A 19,559-nucleotide genomic window follows, 5' to 3' on the forward strand; every position below is an offset into this window, starting at 1 on the left:
ACGAAGTGCAGCGTGGTGACGCCGTACTGTTCGATGGCGCGGCTCAGGTAGTCCGGATCCTTGTGCCCTTCCGGCTTCGCCATCACCAGGCGCGCGCCGACCATCAGCGGCCAGAAGAATTCCCACACCGAGACATCGAAGCCGAACGGCGTTTTTTGCAGCACCGTGTCCGCCGCCGTCAGGCCGTAGGCCTCCTGCATCCACACCAGCCGGTTGACCACCCCGCGGTGTTCGTTCATCGCGCCCTTCGGTTTGCCGGTCGAGCCCGAGGTATAAATCACGTACGCCAGGTGCGACGCCTGCGCGCGCGGTGCCGGGTTCTCGGCGCTCAGCGTCTCCGGCAACGCGGCCTCCAGCGCCAGCTGCGGCGTCGCAGGCTCGCCCAGCGCCGCCCGGCCGGCGGCGTCCGCCAGCAGCAGCACCGGGTCGGCATCCTGCAGGATGTACTGCAGGCGTTCGCCCGGATAGGCCGGATCGAGCGGCACATAGGCGCCGCCGGCCTTGAGGATACCGAACAGCGCCGTCACCATGTTCAGGCCGCGTTCGGCGCACACCGCCACCCGGCTGTCCGGGCCGACGCCGCGCGCTATCAGCGCGTGCGCCAACCGGTTGGCGCGGGCGTTCAGCTGGGCGTAGCTCAGGCTTTCCGTTCCGCTCACCAGCGCGGTGGCGTGCGGCGTGCGGCGCACCTGCTGCTCGAACAGCGCCGCCAGCGTCTGATCCAGCGGGTAGTCACGCTCGGTGCGGTTCCAGCCATGCAGCAGATGCTCCCGTTCGGCGGGCGGCAACAAATCGATATGGGATACTGACCGTGGGCTATTCAGCGTCATCGCCCGCAGCGCCTGTACCAGGTAAACGCCGTAGCGTTCGGCGGTGGCGCGATCGAACAATGCCGTGGCGAAGTTCAGCGTACCGCTGATGCCTTCGCCGGTATCGGCCAGATCGAGCGTCAGATCAAACTTCGCCGCGCTGTATTCCAGCCCGGCCAGCTCGGCCTGCAGCCCAGGCAGCGGAATATCGCGCACCGAGCCGTCCTGCCAGGCCAGCATCACCTGGAACAGCGGGGTATAGCCCAAGTGGCGCGGCGGATTGACCAGCTCCACCACCTGCTCGAACGGCAGATCGCGATTTTCCTGCGCCGTCAGCACCGTGTGGCGGATCCGCGCGATCAGCGTCGGCAGATCCGGATCGTCGCGAAGATCGATGCGCAGGGCCAGCGTGCTGACGAAGAAGCCAACCAGCGATTCGGTTTCCAGCCGGCCACGGTTGGCCTCCGGCGTGCCGATCACCAGCTCCTGCTGCCCGGCCATGCGCGCCAGCACCAGGCTCCAGGCCGCCAGCACCGTCATGAACAGCGTGCCGCCATGCTGCCGGCTGAACTGCCGCAGCGCCTGCGTCAACTCGGCGTCGATCGCGATCGGCACCTCCCCGCCGCTGAAAGACTGCACCGTCGGACGCGGCCGGTCAGTCGGCAGCGTCAGCAGCGCCGGCGCACCAATCAGCGTTTCGCGCCAGTATTGCGCCTGCGCCGCCAACCGCTCCGGCGTCAGATAGCGACGCTGCCAGGCGGCATAATCCGGGTATTGCAGCGTCAGCGGCGGCAGCGGATCGGCATCGCCGCGACGCAAAGCGCCGTACAGCGCCCCCAGTTCACGCAGCAGAATGCCGGTCGACCAACCGTCGGAGACGATGTGATGACAGGTGAGCAGGAACAGGTGCTCCTCATCCGCCAGGCGGATCAGCGCGGCGCGCACCAGCGGCCCCTGCGTCAAATCGAACGGTTGAGTGGCCGCCTGACGGCACAGCGTGTCGGCTTGCGCGGGGTGACGTCGCAGATCGTGGAACGCAAGCGGCAGCCCGTTTGCCGGCAAAATCTGCACCTGTGGCCGATCTTCCCGGGTGATGAACCGGCTACGCAGCGATTCGTGACGCGCATAGAGCGCATCCAGACTATGTTGCAGCGCCTGCCGGTCCAACCGGCCATGCAGCCGCAGCGCCAGGGGGATATGGTAGGTTTCGCTCATCCCTTTCAACTGGGTCAGGAACCACAGGCGTTGCTGGGCGAACGACAGGGGCAATTCGCCGTCGCGCGCCACCGGCAGTATCGGCAGCGGTTCCTGAGCCGGCGCAACCTCCAGCGTCTGCGCCAGCACGTGCAGTACCGGGCTGGCGAACAGCGCCTGCAACGGTAACTGCCATCCGGCCTGTTGCACGCGGTTAGCCAGGCGCACCGCCATCAGCGAATGCCCGCCCAGTTCGAAGAAGTGGTCATAGCGACCGACGCGCTCTACGCCCAGCAGCTCGCGCCAGATAGCCGCCAGCAGGTTTTCCGCCTCGCCCTGCGGCGGCGCATAGGCTTCACGCACATAGGCGTCGACCTGCGGCACCGGCAGAGCCCGCTTGTCCAATTTGCCGTTGCCGGTCAGCGGCAACGCCTCCAGCCAAACGTAAGCCACCGGCACCATATAATCCGGCAGCCGCGCCTGCAGATGCTGACGCAGCCCGGTCGCCAGCGTAGCGCGTTCGGCTTCCGGTGCCGGAACCACCCACGCCACCAGTCGCTTGCCCCCGTCGCCATCGTCAATCGCGTCCACGGCTACGCTGCGCACGCGCAGATCGGTACTCAGCTGAGCCTCCACCTCGCCGCATTCGATGCGGAAACCGCGGATTTTTACCTGCTGGTCATTGCGCCCCAGGTATTCGATATCGCCACCCGGCAGATAGCGCGCCAGATCGCCGGTACGATACATGCGCGCACCCGGCGCCCGGTTGAAAGGATCATCGAGAAAACGTTCCGCCGTCAATTCGGGCCGGTTCAGGTAACCCCGCGCCACCCCTTCGCCGCCGACGTACAGTTCGCCGATCGCCCCCATCGGCACCGGTTCGCCGTCGGCACCCAGCAGATACAAGCGCAAATCCGGGATGCGGCTGCCGATCGGACTGGTGGTGATCGCCGTATCCTGCGCCGACAGCGGCCGATAAGTCACATGCACCGTGGTCTCGGTGATACCGTACATGTTGATCAACCGTGTCTGCCGGTTCTCTGGACGAGCAAACCACGGCGCAAGATCGCAAGGCTTCAGCATTTCGCCACCAAACACGATCTCGCGTAGCTGCTGGCGCGCTTCGCTGTGCGCCTGAGCCTGGATAAAGGCTTTGAAGGCGCTCGGCGTCTGGTTCAATACCGTGATGCCGCTGCGGCAGACGAAATGATAAAAATCCGGCGCCGAGCGGGCGATCGCCTGCGGTACGATGAACAGCTGGCCGCCATACAGCCAGGCGCCCCAGATCTCCCAGACCGAGAAGTCGAAGGCGAATGAGTGGAACAGGCACCACCTGTCGGCGGCGCTGAAGTTGAACCAGGCGTTCGTCGCGCTGAACAACCGCGCGACCTGCCGGTGCTCCACCATCACCCCTTTGGGTTTGCCGGTCGAGCCGGAGGTATAAATCACATATGCCAGGTGCGCCGGGCGCACCCCGACGTCCTGCAGATCGTCGCTTTCTCCCGTCAGTGGCTGTTCCAGCGCCAGCACCGGCACCTCGCAGTCACCCAGCGCTTGTCGGCCGAGCTCATCCGCCAACAGCAGCACCGGCGCTGAGTCCGCCAGGATGTACTGTAGCCGCTCGCCGCTATAGGCGGGATCCAGCGGCACATAGGCGCCGCCGGCTTTGAGTATCCCCAGCAGCCCGACCAGCATCGGCAGCCCGCGCCCGGCACACAGCGCCACCAGGCTGTCCGGCTGCACGCCAAGCTGTACCAGCCAATGGGCCCAACGGTTCGCCTGGGTATTCAATTCCGCGTAGGTCAGGCTGTCATCGCCATACGTCACCGCGATCGCCTCCGGCGTCCGTTTAACCTGTGCTTCGAACAACCGGTGCAGACAGGCCGTCGGCGAATGTGAAGCGACGGTGTGGTTGAGGCCCTGCAGCAACTGCGCGCGTTCTTCCTCGGAAACCAGACTGAGTTCGCCGACGGTGCGACGATGAGAACCCGCCCTCACCGCGTCGTTGAGCAGCATCAGCAGATGTTGCGTCGCCCGCAACATCTGCTCGTCAGCCACGGAGGCGGCGTCGTAGACCCAACGGAAAGCGCCGTCAGCCTTGCAGATTTGCAATACCGCGCGCGAGCCGGAAGCCATGATGGCGGCAACCCCCTCGTCTTCAGGCTGCAACCCCTGCGCCGAGCGCCGGCTGACGATCGATACCGCCGTCGGCCAAGTCTGAGACGCTCGCAGGTCCGCATCGCGCGTCAGCAACGCGGGATGATAATCGGCATGAGCGCGCAGCTGGCTATATTCCTGTTCCAGCGCGGCCAACGCCTGCTGGAAATTGCCGGTGTGATCAACAGAGACCTGCAGCGGCAGCACGCGCGCGCTCAGGTGAGCCCAACGCCCCCAATTCCGATCGTCCGGGGTGATCCACCCCAGCTGAAAATCGGTTTCATTGCACATGCGCGCCAGATAAAGGGTTGCTGCCGCCAGCACCTGCTCGCCGGCAATTTTTTCCAGGCGCTGCCAGGCCGTCGCCTGCCAGCGTGCGGGAAGATCCGCCTGGCGGCCAGGCCCCGGCGGGAACGGCGCCGGATAATAACGCGTCAGGCGCGGTTGCCAAAAAGCGGCGCTATCGGCGCTGGCGCCATACGCCGCGCCTAACAGCGAGGCTTCGGCAGCGTTAATCGTCGGCAAGACCGAGCCGACAGACAGGCCGCAGGCCTGCGCCAGCGCATCGCCTGGCTGAGCCGAGCCGTCGGCGCGCAAGAACGGCCCGACGCGCACCACGCCGGGGTTCGCGGCAATTACCCAGCCGTCGGCCTCGACGTGCAGCAGGGTACCGGGTTCGGCCTGCGGCTCATCGCTCACCGCCTGCAGCGCCGTCACGCCCAACACGCGCTCCGCCAACAGCATCTTCGCCGCGCATCCCGCGCCATGGCTCAGCGAACTCACCAGGCGCTGCAGCGCCTCAGCAGGGCGATCCCAACGAATGATGCCGCCAGCAGGCGGTTGCCGACGGTTGGTGTAAAAGCTGCCGCCGGCCTCGGCATCCGCCAGCGCCGCCACTTGCCGATCCAACGCCTCGATCGTCCCCGCCGTTGATGCGTTCAGCGCCCGTAAAATAAACTGGAAACGGCGCTGCAAAACATCCAGATCGCCTAATGAATTTGCATAATCGGCGTCAGAAAAAGTGACGTCCAGCTCATTCGCCTGCTGGTCTTCATACAGCATAATCTGTAGATCGCCGGACGGAATATTCCCGCCATAATACCAACGGGTGCGGCATCCCCAGAAAGGATCGCCGTGGTCGAAAGAAACAATGTTAATTGAAGGGCCAAACCAGGCGGAATCCGTCGCGCCATTGTCACGCCGAATGTCCTCCCCACGATATAATTGATGACGAACCACTTTTGCTATTTCGGCCGCGACCTTTTGGATAAATTCGGCCAGACTCAGCTGGGGTTCAACCTTGATAATCAAAGGGACAACGTTAGAGGTCATACCAATACTGTTTCGTTCTCTCGTTCCGGTGACCGGCATGCTGAAATTAAGATATTCACTGCCGGTCAGGCTGTAGAAACATAATGCTACGGCGGCGGCCAATATATGTGCGCGGTGTACGCCGATATTGTCAGCTTGTTGCTGCAGCTGATCCAATGCCTCTTTTTCCAGCAGCTGCGTGTTGCGGTTCATCGCGGCGTCCGGGGTCAATATGGCTCTACGCGACAAACTCTGCGGCGCAGCGGCAGTATATTCCCGCCAAAAAGCCTGATCGGAAGAAAAGCGTGAGGAGTCGCGGTATTTGATGTCGTTTTCATAAAGCAGAGAGAAATTGCAGTTGGCGAATTCAGGGATGACGCCGCCGGACGCCAGCGCGTTATAGTAAGCCGCGATGCGCCGCATCACTTCCTCGGCACTGCGGCCGTCGGTGATCATATGGTGGAAACGCCGATAGAGGACATAGCACTGCGGAGCGAGCGTAATCACATAAAAACTAAAAGGTTCCTCTCCCGTGGCGCGGCGCGGCAGCGCCGCATCCGCCACCATCCAGCGTCTGGCCGCCTGCAGGGGATCGGGTTCCTTACTGAGATCGAGTGTGAACAGCGGCTCATGTGTGCGTGGCGCGCGGTATTGATAAAGCTCACCGTCTTTTTCCACAAAATGCGCTTGCAGAGCCGGCGTTTCTTCGACGATAGCATCGATGGCTTGCCGCAGCAGCTTAACGTCGAGAGGCCCGTCAACCTGCCCATAGCCCCAGATATTGAACGACAACTCTTTGGAAATATTTTCCCCCAGCCAGAGTTCACGCTGGGCGATAGTCATTTCATGCAGTTCGACTTTCTCCGCCGCGGCCTGAGCACCCGTACGGAGTTCCCCACTCTTCACATCAGTTTGTTTGTTCATAATATTCTCTAGCACGTTTTCATTACGTTAATGAAAGGGACCGTCCGGATTTAGGCAAAGCCTGGCCGTCCGACAGTTCAGGTCAGAATAAAAAAACCGTAGAAAAGTTGGGTCTCCCCCCAACTAAGAAAGGATGAAATGGTTAATCCAGAGGTTCCCCCTGTGCCTCAATTTGTTGAGCTGTGAAGTATAGGAGAGGATATTTTTTTTGGCGAAATGTGCGAAAGGGAATAAATGACCATTTTATTTCCCCGATATTACTCAGGGATGACGAGCGTATTCCGCTTGTATTAATCTGAGATAATTAGAGAGAAATTCATATTCTTTTACATTATTCACCGCAGTTAATGTGCAGCAATGCTTACGATAAGAGCCTCTCCATATCAATAAGTTATACTTTATTGTTTTTATGATAATAATTTATTATTTAATTAATTCATTGGCATTTAAAATGAACGGCAATTTTGCTCGCGGCGCATCTATCGTTTTTTGTTATAACGATGGGAAAAATTATGCTGAAAAATTTCTTCGTTTTTTCGGGCGTCAATCAACGGCATCGTTCCCAATGCCAGACAACGTAAAACGGGGCGGCAGAGCCCGCCCCGAGAGGTCTTACCACATCAGCCGGCCGATCAGCGGCGCGGCCACCACAGTGATAATGCCGGCCAGCATCATCACCAGGCTCGACACCACGCCCTCCTGCGGCCCCAGTTCATAAGCGCGGGCGGTGCCGGCGCCGTGCGACGAGGCGCCAAATCCGGCCCCCTTCGCCAGGCGGCTGCGCACCGCCAGCCGCAGAAACAGAATGTCGCCCACCGCCATGCCGAACACCCCGGTGATCACCACGAACAGCGCCACCAGATCCGGCTGCCCGCCCATCTGCTTGGCGGCCTCCAGCGCGAACGGCGTGGTAATCGAACGCACCGCCAGGCTGCGCTGCACCTCTTCCGGCAGCGTCAGCAGGCGCGCCAGCCACACCGAGCTGTACACCGCCACCAGCACCGCCGTCGTAACGCCGGCGGTCAGCGACAGCCAGTGGCGGCGGATGATGTGCAAATTCTCGTACACCGGCACCGCAAAGGCGATGGTCGCCGGCCCCAGCAGCCACAGCAGCCAGTGGGTTTCGCCAATATAGTCCTGATAGGAGATGTGGGTGACCACCAGCAGCAGCACCAGGATCATCGGCGTCAGCACCAGCGGCATCAGCAGTAACGTGCGGCGGCGGCGATAGAGTTTCTTGTTGGCGAAGTACAGCGCCAGCGTCGCCAGAAAGCAGGCCAGGCTGAGGATAAAATCATTCATGGCGCAGCTTCCGTCGCTGCAGCCAAATCTCCAGCCGATACACCCTGTCCACCACCAGCCCGGTGGCGCCCAGCGTCAGCATGGTGCTGACCGCGATCACCAGAAAGATCTTCCAGCCCTCGACCATCAGCAGTTGGGCATAGTTGACCACCGCCACCACCGCCGGCACGAAGAACAGCAGCATTTCCGCCAGCAGCCAGCGGGAACCGGCCTTGACCCAGCTCAGCGGCAGAATGCGCAGCAGGATCAGCGCCAGCAGCATCAGCATGCCGACGATATTGGCGGGGAGCGGCAGGTGGAATTGTTGCACCAGACGATCGGCGATCAGGAACAGCGCCGCATACAACGCCACCTGAATCGGCACCTGCAAACGGGTCAGCAGGGAGGGGGCAACGCGGCGTAACGCCAGAGACATGAAAGATGACCTCAAACAATAAATTGACGGCCTACAGTATACGCAGCCGGGAAACCACGCCTGAAATGAATTAAAATTATCGACATCATGCCGTCCGGGAATAGTTTCCCGCCGGTAGCGCCCTCAAGGAGAACCCTAACGTGGATGTCCGCACCCTGCGCTACTTCGTTGAAGTGGTGCGCCAGCAAAGCTTCACCCGCGCCGCGGAAAAACTGTTCGTCACCCAGCCCACCATCAGCAAGATGCTGCGGCATCTGGAAGAGGAGCTGGAATGCACGCTGCTGATCCGCGAAGGCCGCAAGCTGCGCCTGACCGACAGCGGCCAGGCGGTGTATCAGCGCGGCCTGACGATCCTCGACGAATTCCGCCAGCTGGAGGCGGAGCTGGAAGACATCAGCTCGGTGAAAAAGGGCGTGCTGCGGCTGGGCATTCCGCCGATGGTCGGCAGGCAGATCGCCGATCTGATCCGCCGCTTTCGCCAGACCTACCCCGGTATCGAATTGAAAATTTCCGAGCTGGGCGGGCTGTCGGTCGAACAGGCGGTGATGTCCGGCGAACTGGATCTGGCGATGACGGTGCTGCCCTTCGATTCGGAACAGCCGCTGACCTTTCTGCCGCTGCTGGGCCATCCGATGTGCGTGGTGGCGCCGCGCACGCCGCAGTGGCTCAACCGCACCCGCATCAATATCGCCGAATTGGCCGACAGCCCGATCCTGATTTATAACGAAGACTTTGCGCTGTACAAGATGCTGATGAAGGCGTTTCGCCAGGCCGGTTTTGAACCGCAAATCGCGGTGCGCAGCGGCCAATGGGACTTCCTCGCCTCGATGGTGCAGGCCGGCGTGGGCATCGCCATGCTGCCGGAGCCGGTTTGCCGCTGGCTGGACAAGGAAAACCTGGTCTGGCTGCCGCTGGAGCCGCGCATGGAGTGGAAAGTCGGGCTGATCTGGCGCCAGGGCAGCTACCTGTCGCACAGCGCGCAGGCCTGGATCGCCTGCTGCCGCGACTACTGGCCGCCGCTCAAGTAGCCAAAAAACAAGGGCCGCACAGGCGGCCCTTCAGGACAGAAATAAAGAGGAAACGTTTATTCCTCTTCTGAAGCTTACCCTTCGCGCTCGATCAGCAGTGCTTCGAGCAAGTCGAGATCGTGCAGCAGTTTTTGCAGCGTCTCGTTGCTGATTTTCTGCGTGGCGCGCAGATGGTACAGCTCGCCGCGTTCGGCGCGCAGCGCCGTCAGGCGGAAACGCCGCTCGAGGTTTTCCATCGCCAGCGCATTCTCGATGTCGTCTTTCGAGGCGATACGCCGCCGCAGCATGCCCGTCACCCGCGAGCTGACCTCTTTCAACACCTGCGGATCGAGGTTCTCTTCGGTATCGGCAACCAGGCGCTCTTCCATTTTATTCACGCTCTCGATCGCCACTTCGGCCGCCATGGCGATCGCCATGCGTTCTTCCTGCTTGCTGGCGCTCTTGTCGGCCACCTGCACGCCACGCAGCAGCAGCGGCAACGCCAGCACGCCGACGATCAACGACAGCAGGATCACCCCGGCGGCGATAAACACCAACTGATAGCGCGCCGGGAAGGCGGTGCCGTCGCTCAGCAACAGCGGTATCGACAGCACACCGGCCAGGGTAATCGCCCCGCGCACCCCGGCGAACGACGCCACCCACAGCTCACGCGTGCTGTAGTCGCCGAACTGCAGCGGGCGCTTTTTCATAAAGCGGTTGCTGGCCTTCTTCATTACCCACAGCCAGGTGAAACGCAGCACCAGCAGCGCGGCGTAGATGGTGGCCACGTCGGCGAACAGGTACCAGGTCTGGATGGTCGGATCCAGCTCCGCCTGCAGGATGGAGGTCTCAAGAATGCCCGGCAGCTGCAGGCCCAACATGATGAATACCATGCCGTTGAACACGAATTCCAGCATCGCCCACACGCTATTGGCGCGCAGGCGCATCGCCAACGGCGCGTTGCGGATCACGCCGGACTGGCTGATGGTCATCCCCGCCGCTACCGCCGCCAGGATGCCGGAAACGCCGATATGTTCGGCGATCAGGTAAGAAGCGAACGGCAGCAGCAGCAGGAACACGATCTGGGTCGCCGGATCGTCGCCGCTCCAGCGGCTCATCACCCGCAGCGATTTACTGTAGGTCCAGGTGACCGCCACGCCGGCCAGCAGGCCGCCGATCGCCACTTTGAGGAACTCGAGGGTTGCGCCGCCCACGGTGAACACCATGGTGCCCATCGCCACCGCGATGGCGAACTTGAGCGACACCAGGCCGGACGCGTCATTCATCAGCGCCTCGCCCTCGAGCACGCCCATGATCGGCTTGGGAATGCGCCCTTTGCCGACGATGCCGGACAATGCCACGGCATCGGTCGGCGACAGCACCGCCGCCAGCGCGAAGGCCGCCACCAGCGGAATGCCCGGCACCATGGCGTAGATCAGATAGCCGACGCCGACCACGGTGATCAGCACCAGCACCAGCGCCAGGCCGAGAATTTCACGCCCGTGGTGCAGGAATTCGCGCGTCGGCGTTTTCCAGCCGTCGGCGAACAGCAGCGGCGGGATGAACAGCACCAGGAACAGTTCGGGATCAAAGTCGACGTGCAGCCCGAAATGCGGCCAGGCCAACAGGGCCCCGATGGCGATTTGCATCAGCGGCAGCGGCACCTGGAACGGCAACATGCGCGTCACCACCCCGGACAGGGAGACCACCAGGATCAAAATGAGGATTGTAAAAAAGATTTCCATGCTTTCCTTAGACTCTACGATTCAGACGACATCGGCTCAGGGCCTGCGTTGGTCCCGATAGTAGATCACTTTTTTTACAGCCGTTAAAGCTTGTTGTGCCTTTCAAAACGCGGTGCAGAGCAGAAGAAGACTTATCTTAAGAAGGGAATTGCCGTAACAGCTTCCCCCGCCCGCCGGGCGAGGGAAACCCGATGGCTTAAATCGCCCAGCCGCCGGCGTAGAACGCCACCAGCGCCACGGCGATCAGCACGGTGCCGATGTTCAGCTTGCGCCATTCGCCGGAGAAGATGCGGCCGATGACCAGCGAGCTGAAGCCCAGCATGATGCCGGTAACGATGTTGCAGGTCAGCACGATGAACACCGCGCACAGCAGGCCGGCCATCGCGTCGACGAAGTCGTTGAAGTCCAGCTTGGTGACGTTGCTCAGCATCAGCAGGCCGACGTACATCAGCGCCGGTGCAGTGGCATAGACCGGCACCAGATAGGCCAGCGGCGACAGGAACAGGATCAGCAGGAACAGGATGCCGACCACGGTGGCGGTCAGCCCGGTCTTGCCGCCCGCGGCGGTGCCGGCGGCGGATTCGATGTAGACCGCGGCGGGCGCGGCGCCCACCAGGCCGGAGAAGATGCTGCTCAGGGAATCCGAGGTCAGCGCCTTGCCGCCGTTGATGATCTGCCCGTCTTTATCCAGCAGGTTGGCCTGCCCGGCCACCGCGCGGATGGTGCCAGTGGCGTCGAACACTGCGGTCATCACCAGCGCCAGCACGCTCGGCAACACCACCGGCTGCAACGCGCCCATGATATCCAGGCTGAAGATCAACGATTTGCCGTCAGCGTCCGCCAAGCTCGGCATGGCGAACAGCCCCTGGTATTTCACCGCCGGGTCGAAGATCAGGCCGATGATGGAAATGGCGATGATCACCAGCAAAATGCCGCCGGGCACGCGCAGTTTTTCCAGGCCGAAGATCACCGCCAGGCCGACCAGCGTCATTACCACCGGGAAGGAGGTGAACGCACCGAGCGCCACCGGCAGGCCATCCAGCGGATTCTTCACCACCAGGCCGACGCCGTTGGCGGCGATCAGCAGCAGGAACAGACCGATACCGATGCCGGTGCCGTGCGCCACGCCCATCGGCAGGTTGCGCAGGATCCAGGCGCGGATACCGGTGACCGAGATGACGGTAAACAGTACGCCCATCAGGAACACCGCGCCCAGCGCCACCGGAATGCTGATGTGCTGGCCCAGCACCAGGCTGAAGGCGGTGAAGGCGGTCAACGAGATCGCACAGCCGATCGCCATCGGCAGGTTAGCCCACAGCCCCATCAGCAGCGAGCCCAGACCGGCCACCAGGCAAGTGGAGACAAACACCGCCGCCGGCGGGAAGCCCGCTTTGCCCAGCATGCTCGGCACCACGATCACCGAGTACACCATCGCCAGGAAGGTGGTCAGCCCCGCCACCACCTCCTGGCGCACGCTGCTGCCGCGCGCGGAAATTTTAAAATAGCCATCAAGCCCGCCGGTTGGTTTTGCGGCGTGGTTCGCTTGAGAGTTCGACATAGGTTACTTCCCCTGTGTTTCATGAATCGGCCCGTCGCAGCAGGCCTGTAATCTCGCCCGCGCCCGATCGTCACGTAATCGTTTACGTCACGTTCCGCATCCGTGCCCTTCCGTCGCAGCGCCAACGGCGATGCGCACCAAGGCAAACGTTTAACTCGCAGCGCGCGGTACGGGTGATTTATGGTGGTTTATTCAAGGCAAACGATTATCCTGCCTTCCCTAGCGTCTAATCAACTAAAGATCGCGGCAATTTATGCAGAAAGCGGCGGAAATGGCGCCTGCACGATAAAACCGGGGCGACGAGCGCCCCGGCGAATTCCGTCACGGCGGGGTTATTGCGCCTGCACAGCCGCGGGATCCATATACATCAATTCCCAGATATGGCCGTCCAGATCCTGAAAACCGTGGCCGTACATCACGCCGTAGTCCCGCGGCGGGTGGTAGGTGTTGCCGCCGCCGGCGACCGCCTTGCGCACCAGTTCGTCCACCGCCGCCCGGCTGGGCTGCGACAGGCACACCAGCACTTCGGTGGCCTGTTTGGCGTCGCCGATCGGGTTCGGGGTAAACCCCCTGAATTTGTCATGGGTCAGCAGCATCACGTAAATCGTGTCGCTGACCACCATGCACGCGGCGGTGTCATCGGTAAATTGCGGGTTGAAAGTGAAACCCAGGCGGGTGAAAAAAGCCATCGAGGCAGGCAGATCGCGGACGGGCAGATTAACGAAGATTTGCGTAGCCATGGGCTACCTCCGATGAAGAATGACCCCATCGAGTATAGCCCATCCGGTTAACTCAGCAGGTCGTAAGGGCCGCCCTGCTCCAACGCCCGCTGGTAGGCGGGCCGGGCGTGAATGCGCTGCAGAAAGCCGCGCAGTTTCGGGCAATCATCCAACGCGCCGCGCGCCGCCATCGCCTCCAGCGGGAAGCTCATCTGTATGTCCGCCGCGCTGAAGTCGTTGCCGACGAACCAGCTGCCCTTGTTCAGGTGCTGCTCGAGATACTCGCAGTGCGGCGCGATCTGCTTGTCGAGATATTCGCGCTGCACGCCCTTGCCGATCGCGCCGGCCACCGGCCGCAGCAGCCAGGGGATCGGCGGCTGGCCGAGGCGGCTGAACACCAGTTTCATCACCAACAGCGGCATCAGCGATCCTTCGGCGTAGTGCAGCCAGTAGCGGTATTGCTGGCGCGCGTGGAAGTCGGTCGGCATGAACATCCCTTGCGCGTCATAGGCTTCCTGCAGGTATTCGATGATGGCGCCGGATTCCGCCAGCGTCAGATCGCCGTCGACGATCACCGGTGATTTGCCCAGCGGGTGGATCTTTTTCAGCGCCGCCGGCGCCAGCATGGTCTGCGGATCGCGTTCGTAGCGTTGCACCTGATAGGGCACGCCCAGCTCTTCCAGAAACCACAGAATGCGCTGCGAGCGCGAATGATTGAGATGATGAACAATGATCATAAAGAAGCTCCTGTCCGCTGCCACACCAGTTCGCCCACCTGCACGCCGTTGCCGAGCTGCAAGGGCACCGTGCGCAACGTCAGCCGATCGCCGCTGAAAGCGTAAAAACGCACCTGACGGCTGCCTACCCAGTTGGGGAACGAGCAGCCTTCGACCTGATGCACCACCCGCTGCTCGCTTTCCTCCACCTGATAGCGGCCGAAGTAGCAAATCATATTGATGAAGGCGGCGCGGATCTCCCGCTCGGATCCCTGCGCCAAATCGTCGGCGGCGAAACGCGGCCGCACGGCGCTGTAAAGCTGCGCCGCCATCGTGCCGTTGGCCTCATAATGGATGCGCCCCAGCACCTGCTCGCCCAGCTGGTAATTCAGCTCGCCGTCCTGGTTCTCAAATGCCGAGGACACCAGCGCCCAGCTGCCGATAAATGCGTTTACCGTCATTACGCTTCTCCGGTTAAGGATCGTCTGTAAAGGGTAGTGGCGATTTTTACCGCGCGCCAGCGGAAGAAAAAACAATCAGTTTATTTGACAGAGATACTCAAAACTCTCCGATTTTTTATTCCAGCCTGTCGCACTACTATTTAATACATCGAGAGACAACGGGCTCTCATCCAATCAATACGCTGAGGAATACATCATGAAAAACGTCAAAATTTTTGCTACCGCTGCGCTGCTGGCTACCGCTTCTTTCGCTACCTTCGCCGCTGACCTGCCGTCCAGCCAACCCGCTGCAGACGCCCAGAAAATCGGCGTAGTCTCCGTTAGTGGCGCCAGCAACCTGAGCGCGCTGGAAAGCGAACTGGCCAGCAAAGCCGCTGCGTCAGGCGCCAGCTCATACCGCATCGTCGCCGCCGGCGGCCAGAACAAACTGTACGGCACCGCAGAAATCTTCAACTGATCGTCGAACAGCCAACCGACGGAAGAAAGAAGCCCCGCAAGGGGCTTTTCTCGTTGTGGGCAGGCAAAGCTCTTTGTGAACAGTGGCCGCCAGACATTTCACCGATACTGGGAATAACGCCTTACCCTCACCCACTTTGGAGAAATAACATGACCACAGCACAACCTCTGCATGGCAAAGTCGCGTTCGTCCAGGGCGGCTCACGCGGCATCGGCGCCGCCATCGTGAAACGGTTGGCGAGCGAAGGGGCCGCGGTCGCCTTTACCTACGCCGCCTCGGCCGATCGCGCCGAAGCGGTGGCAAGCGCCGTTACCGCCGCCGGCGGCAAAGCCCTCGCCATCAAGGCCGACAGCGCCGATGCGGCGGCGCTGCAGCAGGCGGTGCGCCAGGCGGTCAGCCAGTTCGGCAACCTGGATATTCTGGTGAACAATGCCGGGGTGTTTACGCTGGGCAGCACCGAGGAGCTGGCGCTGGACGATCTGGATCGCATGCTGGCGGTCAACGTGCGCAGCGTGTTCGTCGCCAGCCAGGAAGCGGCGCGCCACATGAACGACGGCGGCCGCATCATTCACATCGGCAGCACCAACGCCGAGCGCGTGCCGTTCGGCGGCGCGGCGGTGTATGCGATGAGCAAATCGGCGCTGGTCGGCCTGACCAAAGGCATGGCGCGCGATCTCGGCCCGCGCGGCATCACCGTCAATAACGTGCAGCCCGGCCCGGTAGACACCGAGATGAACCCGGACGCCGGTGAGTTCGCCGAGCAGCTCAAGCAGCTGATGGCGATCGGCCGCTACGGCAAAGATGAAGAGATCGCCGGCTTCGTCGCCTACCTCGCCGGCCCGCAGGCGGGTTATATCACCGGCGCCAGCCTGAGCATCGACGGCGGCTTCTCGGCGTAACCATCCCTGAAATGCAAAAAGCCCCGTGAAGGGGCTTTTTTTTTGGCTGCAAACGGCCGGATATCAGAACGGGATATCGTCGTCGAAATCCATTGGCGGTTCGTTGCTGGTCGCCGGAGCGCTGTTCTGCGCCGGGCGCGACTGCTGCTGGCCGCCGCTGAACTGGTTGCCGCCCTGTGGCTGCTGAGGCTGGCCCCAACCGCCCTGGCCGCCGGCAGATTGACCGGCCGGTGCGCCGCCGCCCTGACGGCCGCCCAGCATCTGCATGGTGCCGCCGACGTTAACCACGATCTCGGTGGTGTAGCGATCCTGGCCGCTCTGATCCTGCCATTTACGGGTCTGCAGGGAGCCTTCGATGTAGACCTGAGAGCCTTTACGCAGGTATTCGCCCGCCACTTCGGCCAGTTTGCCGAACAGCACGACGCGGTGCCACTCGGTCTTCTCTTTCTGTTCGCCGGTCGCCTTGTCACGCCAGCTTTCGGAGGTCGCCAGGGTAATGTTGGCCACTGCGCCGCCGTTCGGCATGTAACGGACTTCTGGATCCTGACCCAGATTCCCGACCAGAATTACTTTGTTTACGCCTCTGCTGGCCATGAGCACTTCTCCCGATGATTGATTTCTACACAGTATAAACGCGTCAGTTTACCACGCTGAGTGCGAAACCACACCCGTGTTGATAAGTGCGAATTGCATTCCAGAATTGTCTTTTCGATCGACCTTGTTGCATTCGCATACTGGATATTCATTCAGGTTTTTTTGTGTCATAATTATGCGTTTCGACCTGGCTGTGCCGGTTTTTTGCGAGATCCATCACAAAATCCCCCGCAAAAATCGCGACAGGCGCGGTGTATCATCAAGACGGGAAGTGTAAATGGACAATATCGAAGTTCGTGGTGCTCGAACCCATAATCTGAAAAACATCAACCTGATCATCCCGCGTGACAAACTGATCGTCGTCACCGGCCTGTCCGGTTCCGGCAAGTCATCGCTGGCTTTCGATACGCTGTATGCCGAAGGGCAACGCCGCTACGTCGAATCGCTCTCCGCCTATGCGCGCCAGTTCCTGTCGCTGATGGAAAAACCGGACGTCGATCATATCGAGGGCCTGTCGCCGGCGATCTCCATCGAGCAGAAATCCACCTCGCACAACCCGCGATCCACGGTCGGCACCATCACCGAAATCCACGACTACCTGCGCCTGCTGTTCGCCCGCGTCGGCGAGCCGCGCTGCCCGGATCACCATGTGCCGCTGGCGGCGCAAACCGTCAGCCAGATGGTCGATAACGTGCTGAGCCAGCCGGAAGGCAAACGCCTGATGCTGCTGGCGCCGGTGGTGAAAGACCGCAAGGGCGAGCACACCAAAACGCTGGAAAACCTGGCCGCCCAGGGCTATATCCGCGCGCGCATCGACGGTGAAGTGTGCGATCTGTCCGATCCGCCGAAGCTGGAGCTGCAGAAGAAACACACCATCGAAGTGGTGGTCGACCGGTTCAAGGTGCGCGAGGACATGGCGCAGCGCCTGGCCGAATCGTTCGAAACCGCGCTGGAGCTGTCCGGCGGCACCGCGGTGGTGGCGGACATGGACGACGAGAAAGCGGATGAGCTGCTGTTCTCCGCCAACTTCGCCTGCCCGATCTGCGGCTACAGCATGCGCGAGCTGGAACCGCGCCTGTTTTCCTTCAACAACCCGGCCGGCGCCTGCCCAACCTGCGACGGCCTGGGCGTGCAGCAGTTCTTCGATCCGGATCGCGTGGTGCAAAACCCCGAGCTGTCGCTGGCCGGCGGCGCGATCCGCGGCTGGGATCGCCGCAACTTCTATTACTTCCAGATGCTGCGCTCGCTGGCGGAGCACTATGAGTTCGACGTCGAAGCGCCGTTCAACACCCTGAGCGCCGACGTGCAGAAGGCGGTGCTGAGCGGCTCCGGCAAAGAGTCGATCGAATTCAAATACATCAACGATCGCGGTGATACCACCGTGCGCCGTCATCCGTTCGAAGGCGTGCTGCACAACATGGAGCGCCGCTATAAAGAGACCGAATCCAGCGCGGTGCGCGAAGAATTGGCGAAGTTCATCAGCAACCGCCCTTGCGCCTCGTGCCACGGCACTCGCCTGCGCGAAGAAGCGCGCAACGTGTTCGTCGAAGACACCACGCTGCCGGAGATCTCCGATCTGAGCATCGGCCATGCGATGACCTTCTTCCAGAACATGAAGCTCAGCGGCCAACGCGCCAAGATCGCCGAAAAAGTGCTGAAAGAGATCGGCGATCGCCTGAAATTCCTGGTGAACGTCGGCCTGAACTACCTGTCGCTGTCCCGCTCGGCGGAGACGCTCTCCGGCGGCGAAGCGCAGCGCATCCGTCTGGCCAGCCAGATCGGCGCCGGCCTGGTGGGCGTGATGTACGTGCTGGATGAGCCGTCGATCGGCCTGCACCAGCGCGACAACGAGCGCCTGCTGGAAACGCTGATCCACCTGCGCAACCTCGGCAACACGGTGATCGTGGTGGAGCATGACGAAGACGCCATCCGCGCCGCCGACCACGTGATCGACATCGGCCCCGGCGCCGGCGTACACGGCGGCCAGGTGGTGGCGGAAGGCACCGTCGACGACATCATGGCGCAGCCGGACTCGCTGACCGGCCAGTTCCTCAGCGGCAAGCGCGAGATCGCCATTCCGGCGCAGCGCGTGCAGGCCGATCCGACCAAGGTGCTGAAGCTGAGCGGCGCGCGCGGCAACAACCTGAAGGACGTGACGCTGACTCTGCCGGTCGGTCTGTTTACCTGCATCACCGGCGTTTCCGGCTCCGGCAAATCGACGCTGATCAACGATACGCTGTTCCCGATCGCCCAGCGCCAGCTCAACGGCGCCACCATCGCCGAACCGGCGCCATTCCGCGAAGTGACCGGCCTGGAACATTTCGACAAGGTGATCGACATCGATCAGAGCCCGATCGGCCGCACGCCGCGCTCCAACCCGGCCACCTATACCGGCATTTTTACCCCGGTGCGCGAGCTGTTCGCCGGTGTGCCGGAATCGCGCAGCCGCGGTTATACGCCGGGCCGTTTCAGCTTCAACGTCAAGGGCGGGCGCTGTGAAGCCTGCCAGGGCGACGGGGTGATCAAGGTTGAGATGCACTTCCTGCCGGACATCTACGTGCCGTGCGATCAGTGCAAGGGCAAGCGCTATAACCGCGAAACGCTGGAAGTGAAGTACAAGGGCAAGAGCATCCACGAAGTGCTGGAGATGACCATCGAAGAAGCGCGCGAGTTCTTCGACGCAGTGCCGGCGCTGGCGCGCAAGCTGCAGACCCTGATGGATGTCGGGCTGTCCTACATCCGCCTCGGCCAGTCGGCCACCACGCTCTCCGGCGGTGAGGCGCAGCGCGTCAAGCTGGCGCGCGAGCTGTCGAAGCGCGGCACCGGCCAGACGCTGTATATCCTCGACGAACCGACCACCGGCCTGCACTTCGCCGATATCCAGCAGCTGTTGGCGGTGCTGCATCAGCTGCGCGATCAGGGCAACACCATCGTGGTCATCGAGCATAACCTGGACGTGATCAAGACCGCCGACTGGATCGTCGATCTGGGGCCGGAAGGCGGCAGCGGCGGCGGCGAGATCCTGGTGGCCGGCACGCCGGAAACCGTGGCCGAGTGTGAAAAATCGCACACCGCACGCTTCCTGAAACCGCTGTTGAAGCCGTAGTGCCGCCGGCGTGCGGGCCGTCGCTCAGGCGGCCCGCACGCCGGCCCGTTTCGCTGCAATCAAACAGAAACAGGCAAGATTTCGACATTTTCAGGCATTTCCCTCCGCGCTCACCGCTTTTATCATCAATGTTCCCTCGGCGGCCGCCCTGTCTGACTCAGGCCGCGTCTCACCGGCACTCGCTG

Annotated in this window: 13 protein-coding genes; 4 read left to right on the forward strand and 9 right to left on the reverse strand. The window is 62.0% G+C overall.

Annotated elements, in window-relative coordinates; genetic code table 11:
* The 3 genes from ACJ8HB_RS23055 to ACJ8HB_RS23065 all read right to left on the reverse strand — a co-directional run.
* Nucleotides 1–6,395: amino acid adenylation domain-containing protein (locus tag ACJ8HB_RS23055; protein ID WP_442522617.1), on the reverse strand; the 6,395-nt coding region annotated here is incomplete at its 3' end.
* A gap of 612 nt (nucleotides 6,396–7,007) precedes the next feature.
* Entirely contained in the window at nucleotides 7,008–7,697 is a 690-nt protein-coding gene (locus tag ACJ8HB_RS23060; protein WP_004936833.1) for an LrgB family protein, read from the reverse strand.
* A complete protein-coding gene (locus ACJ8HB_RS23065; RefSeq protein WP_047570376.1) occupies nucleotides 7,690–8,112 on the reverse strand; it encodes a CidA/LrgA family protein in 423 nt (140 codons plus the stop codon). Before ACJ8HB_RS23065 ends, ACJ8HB_RS23060 begins: the two co-directional genes overlap by 8 nt.
* Nucleotides 8,113–8,252: 140 nt before the next feature.
* Here ACJ8HB_RS23065 and ACJ8HB_RS23070 point away from each other — a divergent pair, with 140 nt between their 5' ends.
* Nucleotides 8,253–9,140 (forward strand): LysR family transcriptional regulator, encoded by an 888-nt coding sequence (locus ACJ8HB_RS23070; RefSeq protein WP_047570374.1) that lies wholly within the window; start codon nucleotides 8,253–8,255, stop codon nucleotides 9,138–9,140.
* A 74-nt stretch (nucleotides 9,141–9,214) separates the two neighbouring features.
* Here the strand turns inward: ACJ8HB_RS23070 and ACJ8HB_RS23075 are convergent, their stop codons facing one another.
* The 5 genes from ACJ8HB_RS23075 to ACJ8HB_RS23095 form a co-directional block, all read right to left on the reverse strand.
* Nucleotides 9,215–10,864 (reverse strand): Na+/H+ antiporter, encoded by a 1,650-nt coding sequence (locus ACJ8HB_RS23075; protein ID WP_033636184.1) that lies wholly within the window; start codon nucleotides 10,862–10,864, stop codon nucleotides 9,215–9,217.
* A 196-nt stretch (nucleotides 10,865–11,060) separates the two neighbouring features.
* Entirely contained in the window at nucleotides 11,061–12,422 is a 1,362-nt protein-coding gene (locus tag ACJ8HB_RS23080; protein WP_033636185.1) for an NCS2 family permease, read from the reverse strand.
* A 332-nt stretch (nucleotides 12,423–12,754) separates the two neighbouring features.
* On the reverse strand, nucleotides 12,755–13,162 hold the full coding sequence (locus ACJ8HB_RS23085) for a VOC family protein (RefSeq protein WP_033649719.1): 408 nt from the start codon (nucleotides 13,160–13,162) through the stop codon (nucleotides 12,755–12,757).
* A gap of 47 nt (nucleotides 13,163–13,209) precedes the next feature.
* Entirely contained in the window at nucleotides 13,210–13,878 is a 669-nt protein-coding gene (locus ACJ8HB_RS23090) for a glutathione S-transferase family protein (protein ID WP_033649718.1), read from the reverse strand.
* Entirely contained in the window at nucleotides 13,875–14,318 is a 444-nt protein-coding gene (locus ACJ8HB_RS23095) for a lipocalin-like domain-containing protein (protein ID WP_094860211.1), read from the reverse strand. The genes ACJ8HB_RS23090 and ACJ8HB_RS23095 overlap by 4 nt, the downstream gene beginning before the upstream one ends.
* A gap of 196 nt (nucleotides 14,319–14,514) precedes the next feature.
* On the opposite strand from ACJ8HB_RS23095, the gene bhsA reads away from it, so the two are divergent.
* The gene (gene bhsA / locus ACJ8HB_RS23100) at nucleotides 14,515–14,775 is read left to right on the forward strand and encodes a multiple stress resistance protein BhsA (protein ID WP_033636189.1); all 261 of its coding nucleotides are present in this window, start codon (nucleotides 14,515–14,517) and stop codon (nucleotides 14,773–14,775) included.
* Between the two features lie 149 nt (nucleotides 14,776–14,924).
* Entirely contained in the window at nucleotides 14,925–15,674 is a 750-nt protein-coding gene (locus ACJ8HB_RS23105; protein ID WP_033649717.1) for a 3-oxoacyl-ACP reductase family protein, read from the forward strand.
* A 63-nt stretch (nucleotides 15,675–15,737) separates the two neighbouring features.
* On the opposite strand, the gene ssb1 is transcribed toward ACJ8HB_RS23105, so the two are convergent.
* Complete coding sequence (gene ssb1, locus ACJ8HB_RS23110) at nucleotides 15,738–16,268, reverse strand: single-stranded DNA-binding protein SSB1 (protein WP_004936793.1); 531 nt, start codon at nucleotides 16,266–16,268, stop codon at nucleotides 15,738–15,740.
* Nucleotides 16,269–16,545: 277 nt separating this feature from the next.
* On the opposite strand from ssb1, the gene uvrA reads away from it, so the two are divergent.
* Nucleotides 16,546–19,374: an excinuclease ABC subunit UvrA gene (uvrA, locus tag ACJ8HB_RS23115; protein ID WP_033636192.1), complete on the forward strand. Its 2,829-nt coding sequence runs from the start codon at nucleotides 16,546–16,548 to the stop codon at nucleotides 19,372–19,374.
* Nucleotides 19,375–19,559 lie beyond the last annotated feature (185 nt).

The sequence above is a fragment of the Serratia sp. CY27727 genome (assembly GCF_052169275.1).
Lineage (GTDB): Bacteria > Pseudomonadota > Gammaproteobacteria > Enterobacterales > Enterobacteriaceae > Serratia > Serratia sarumanii.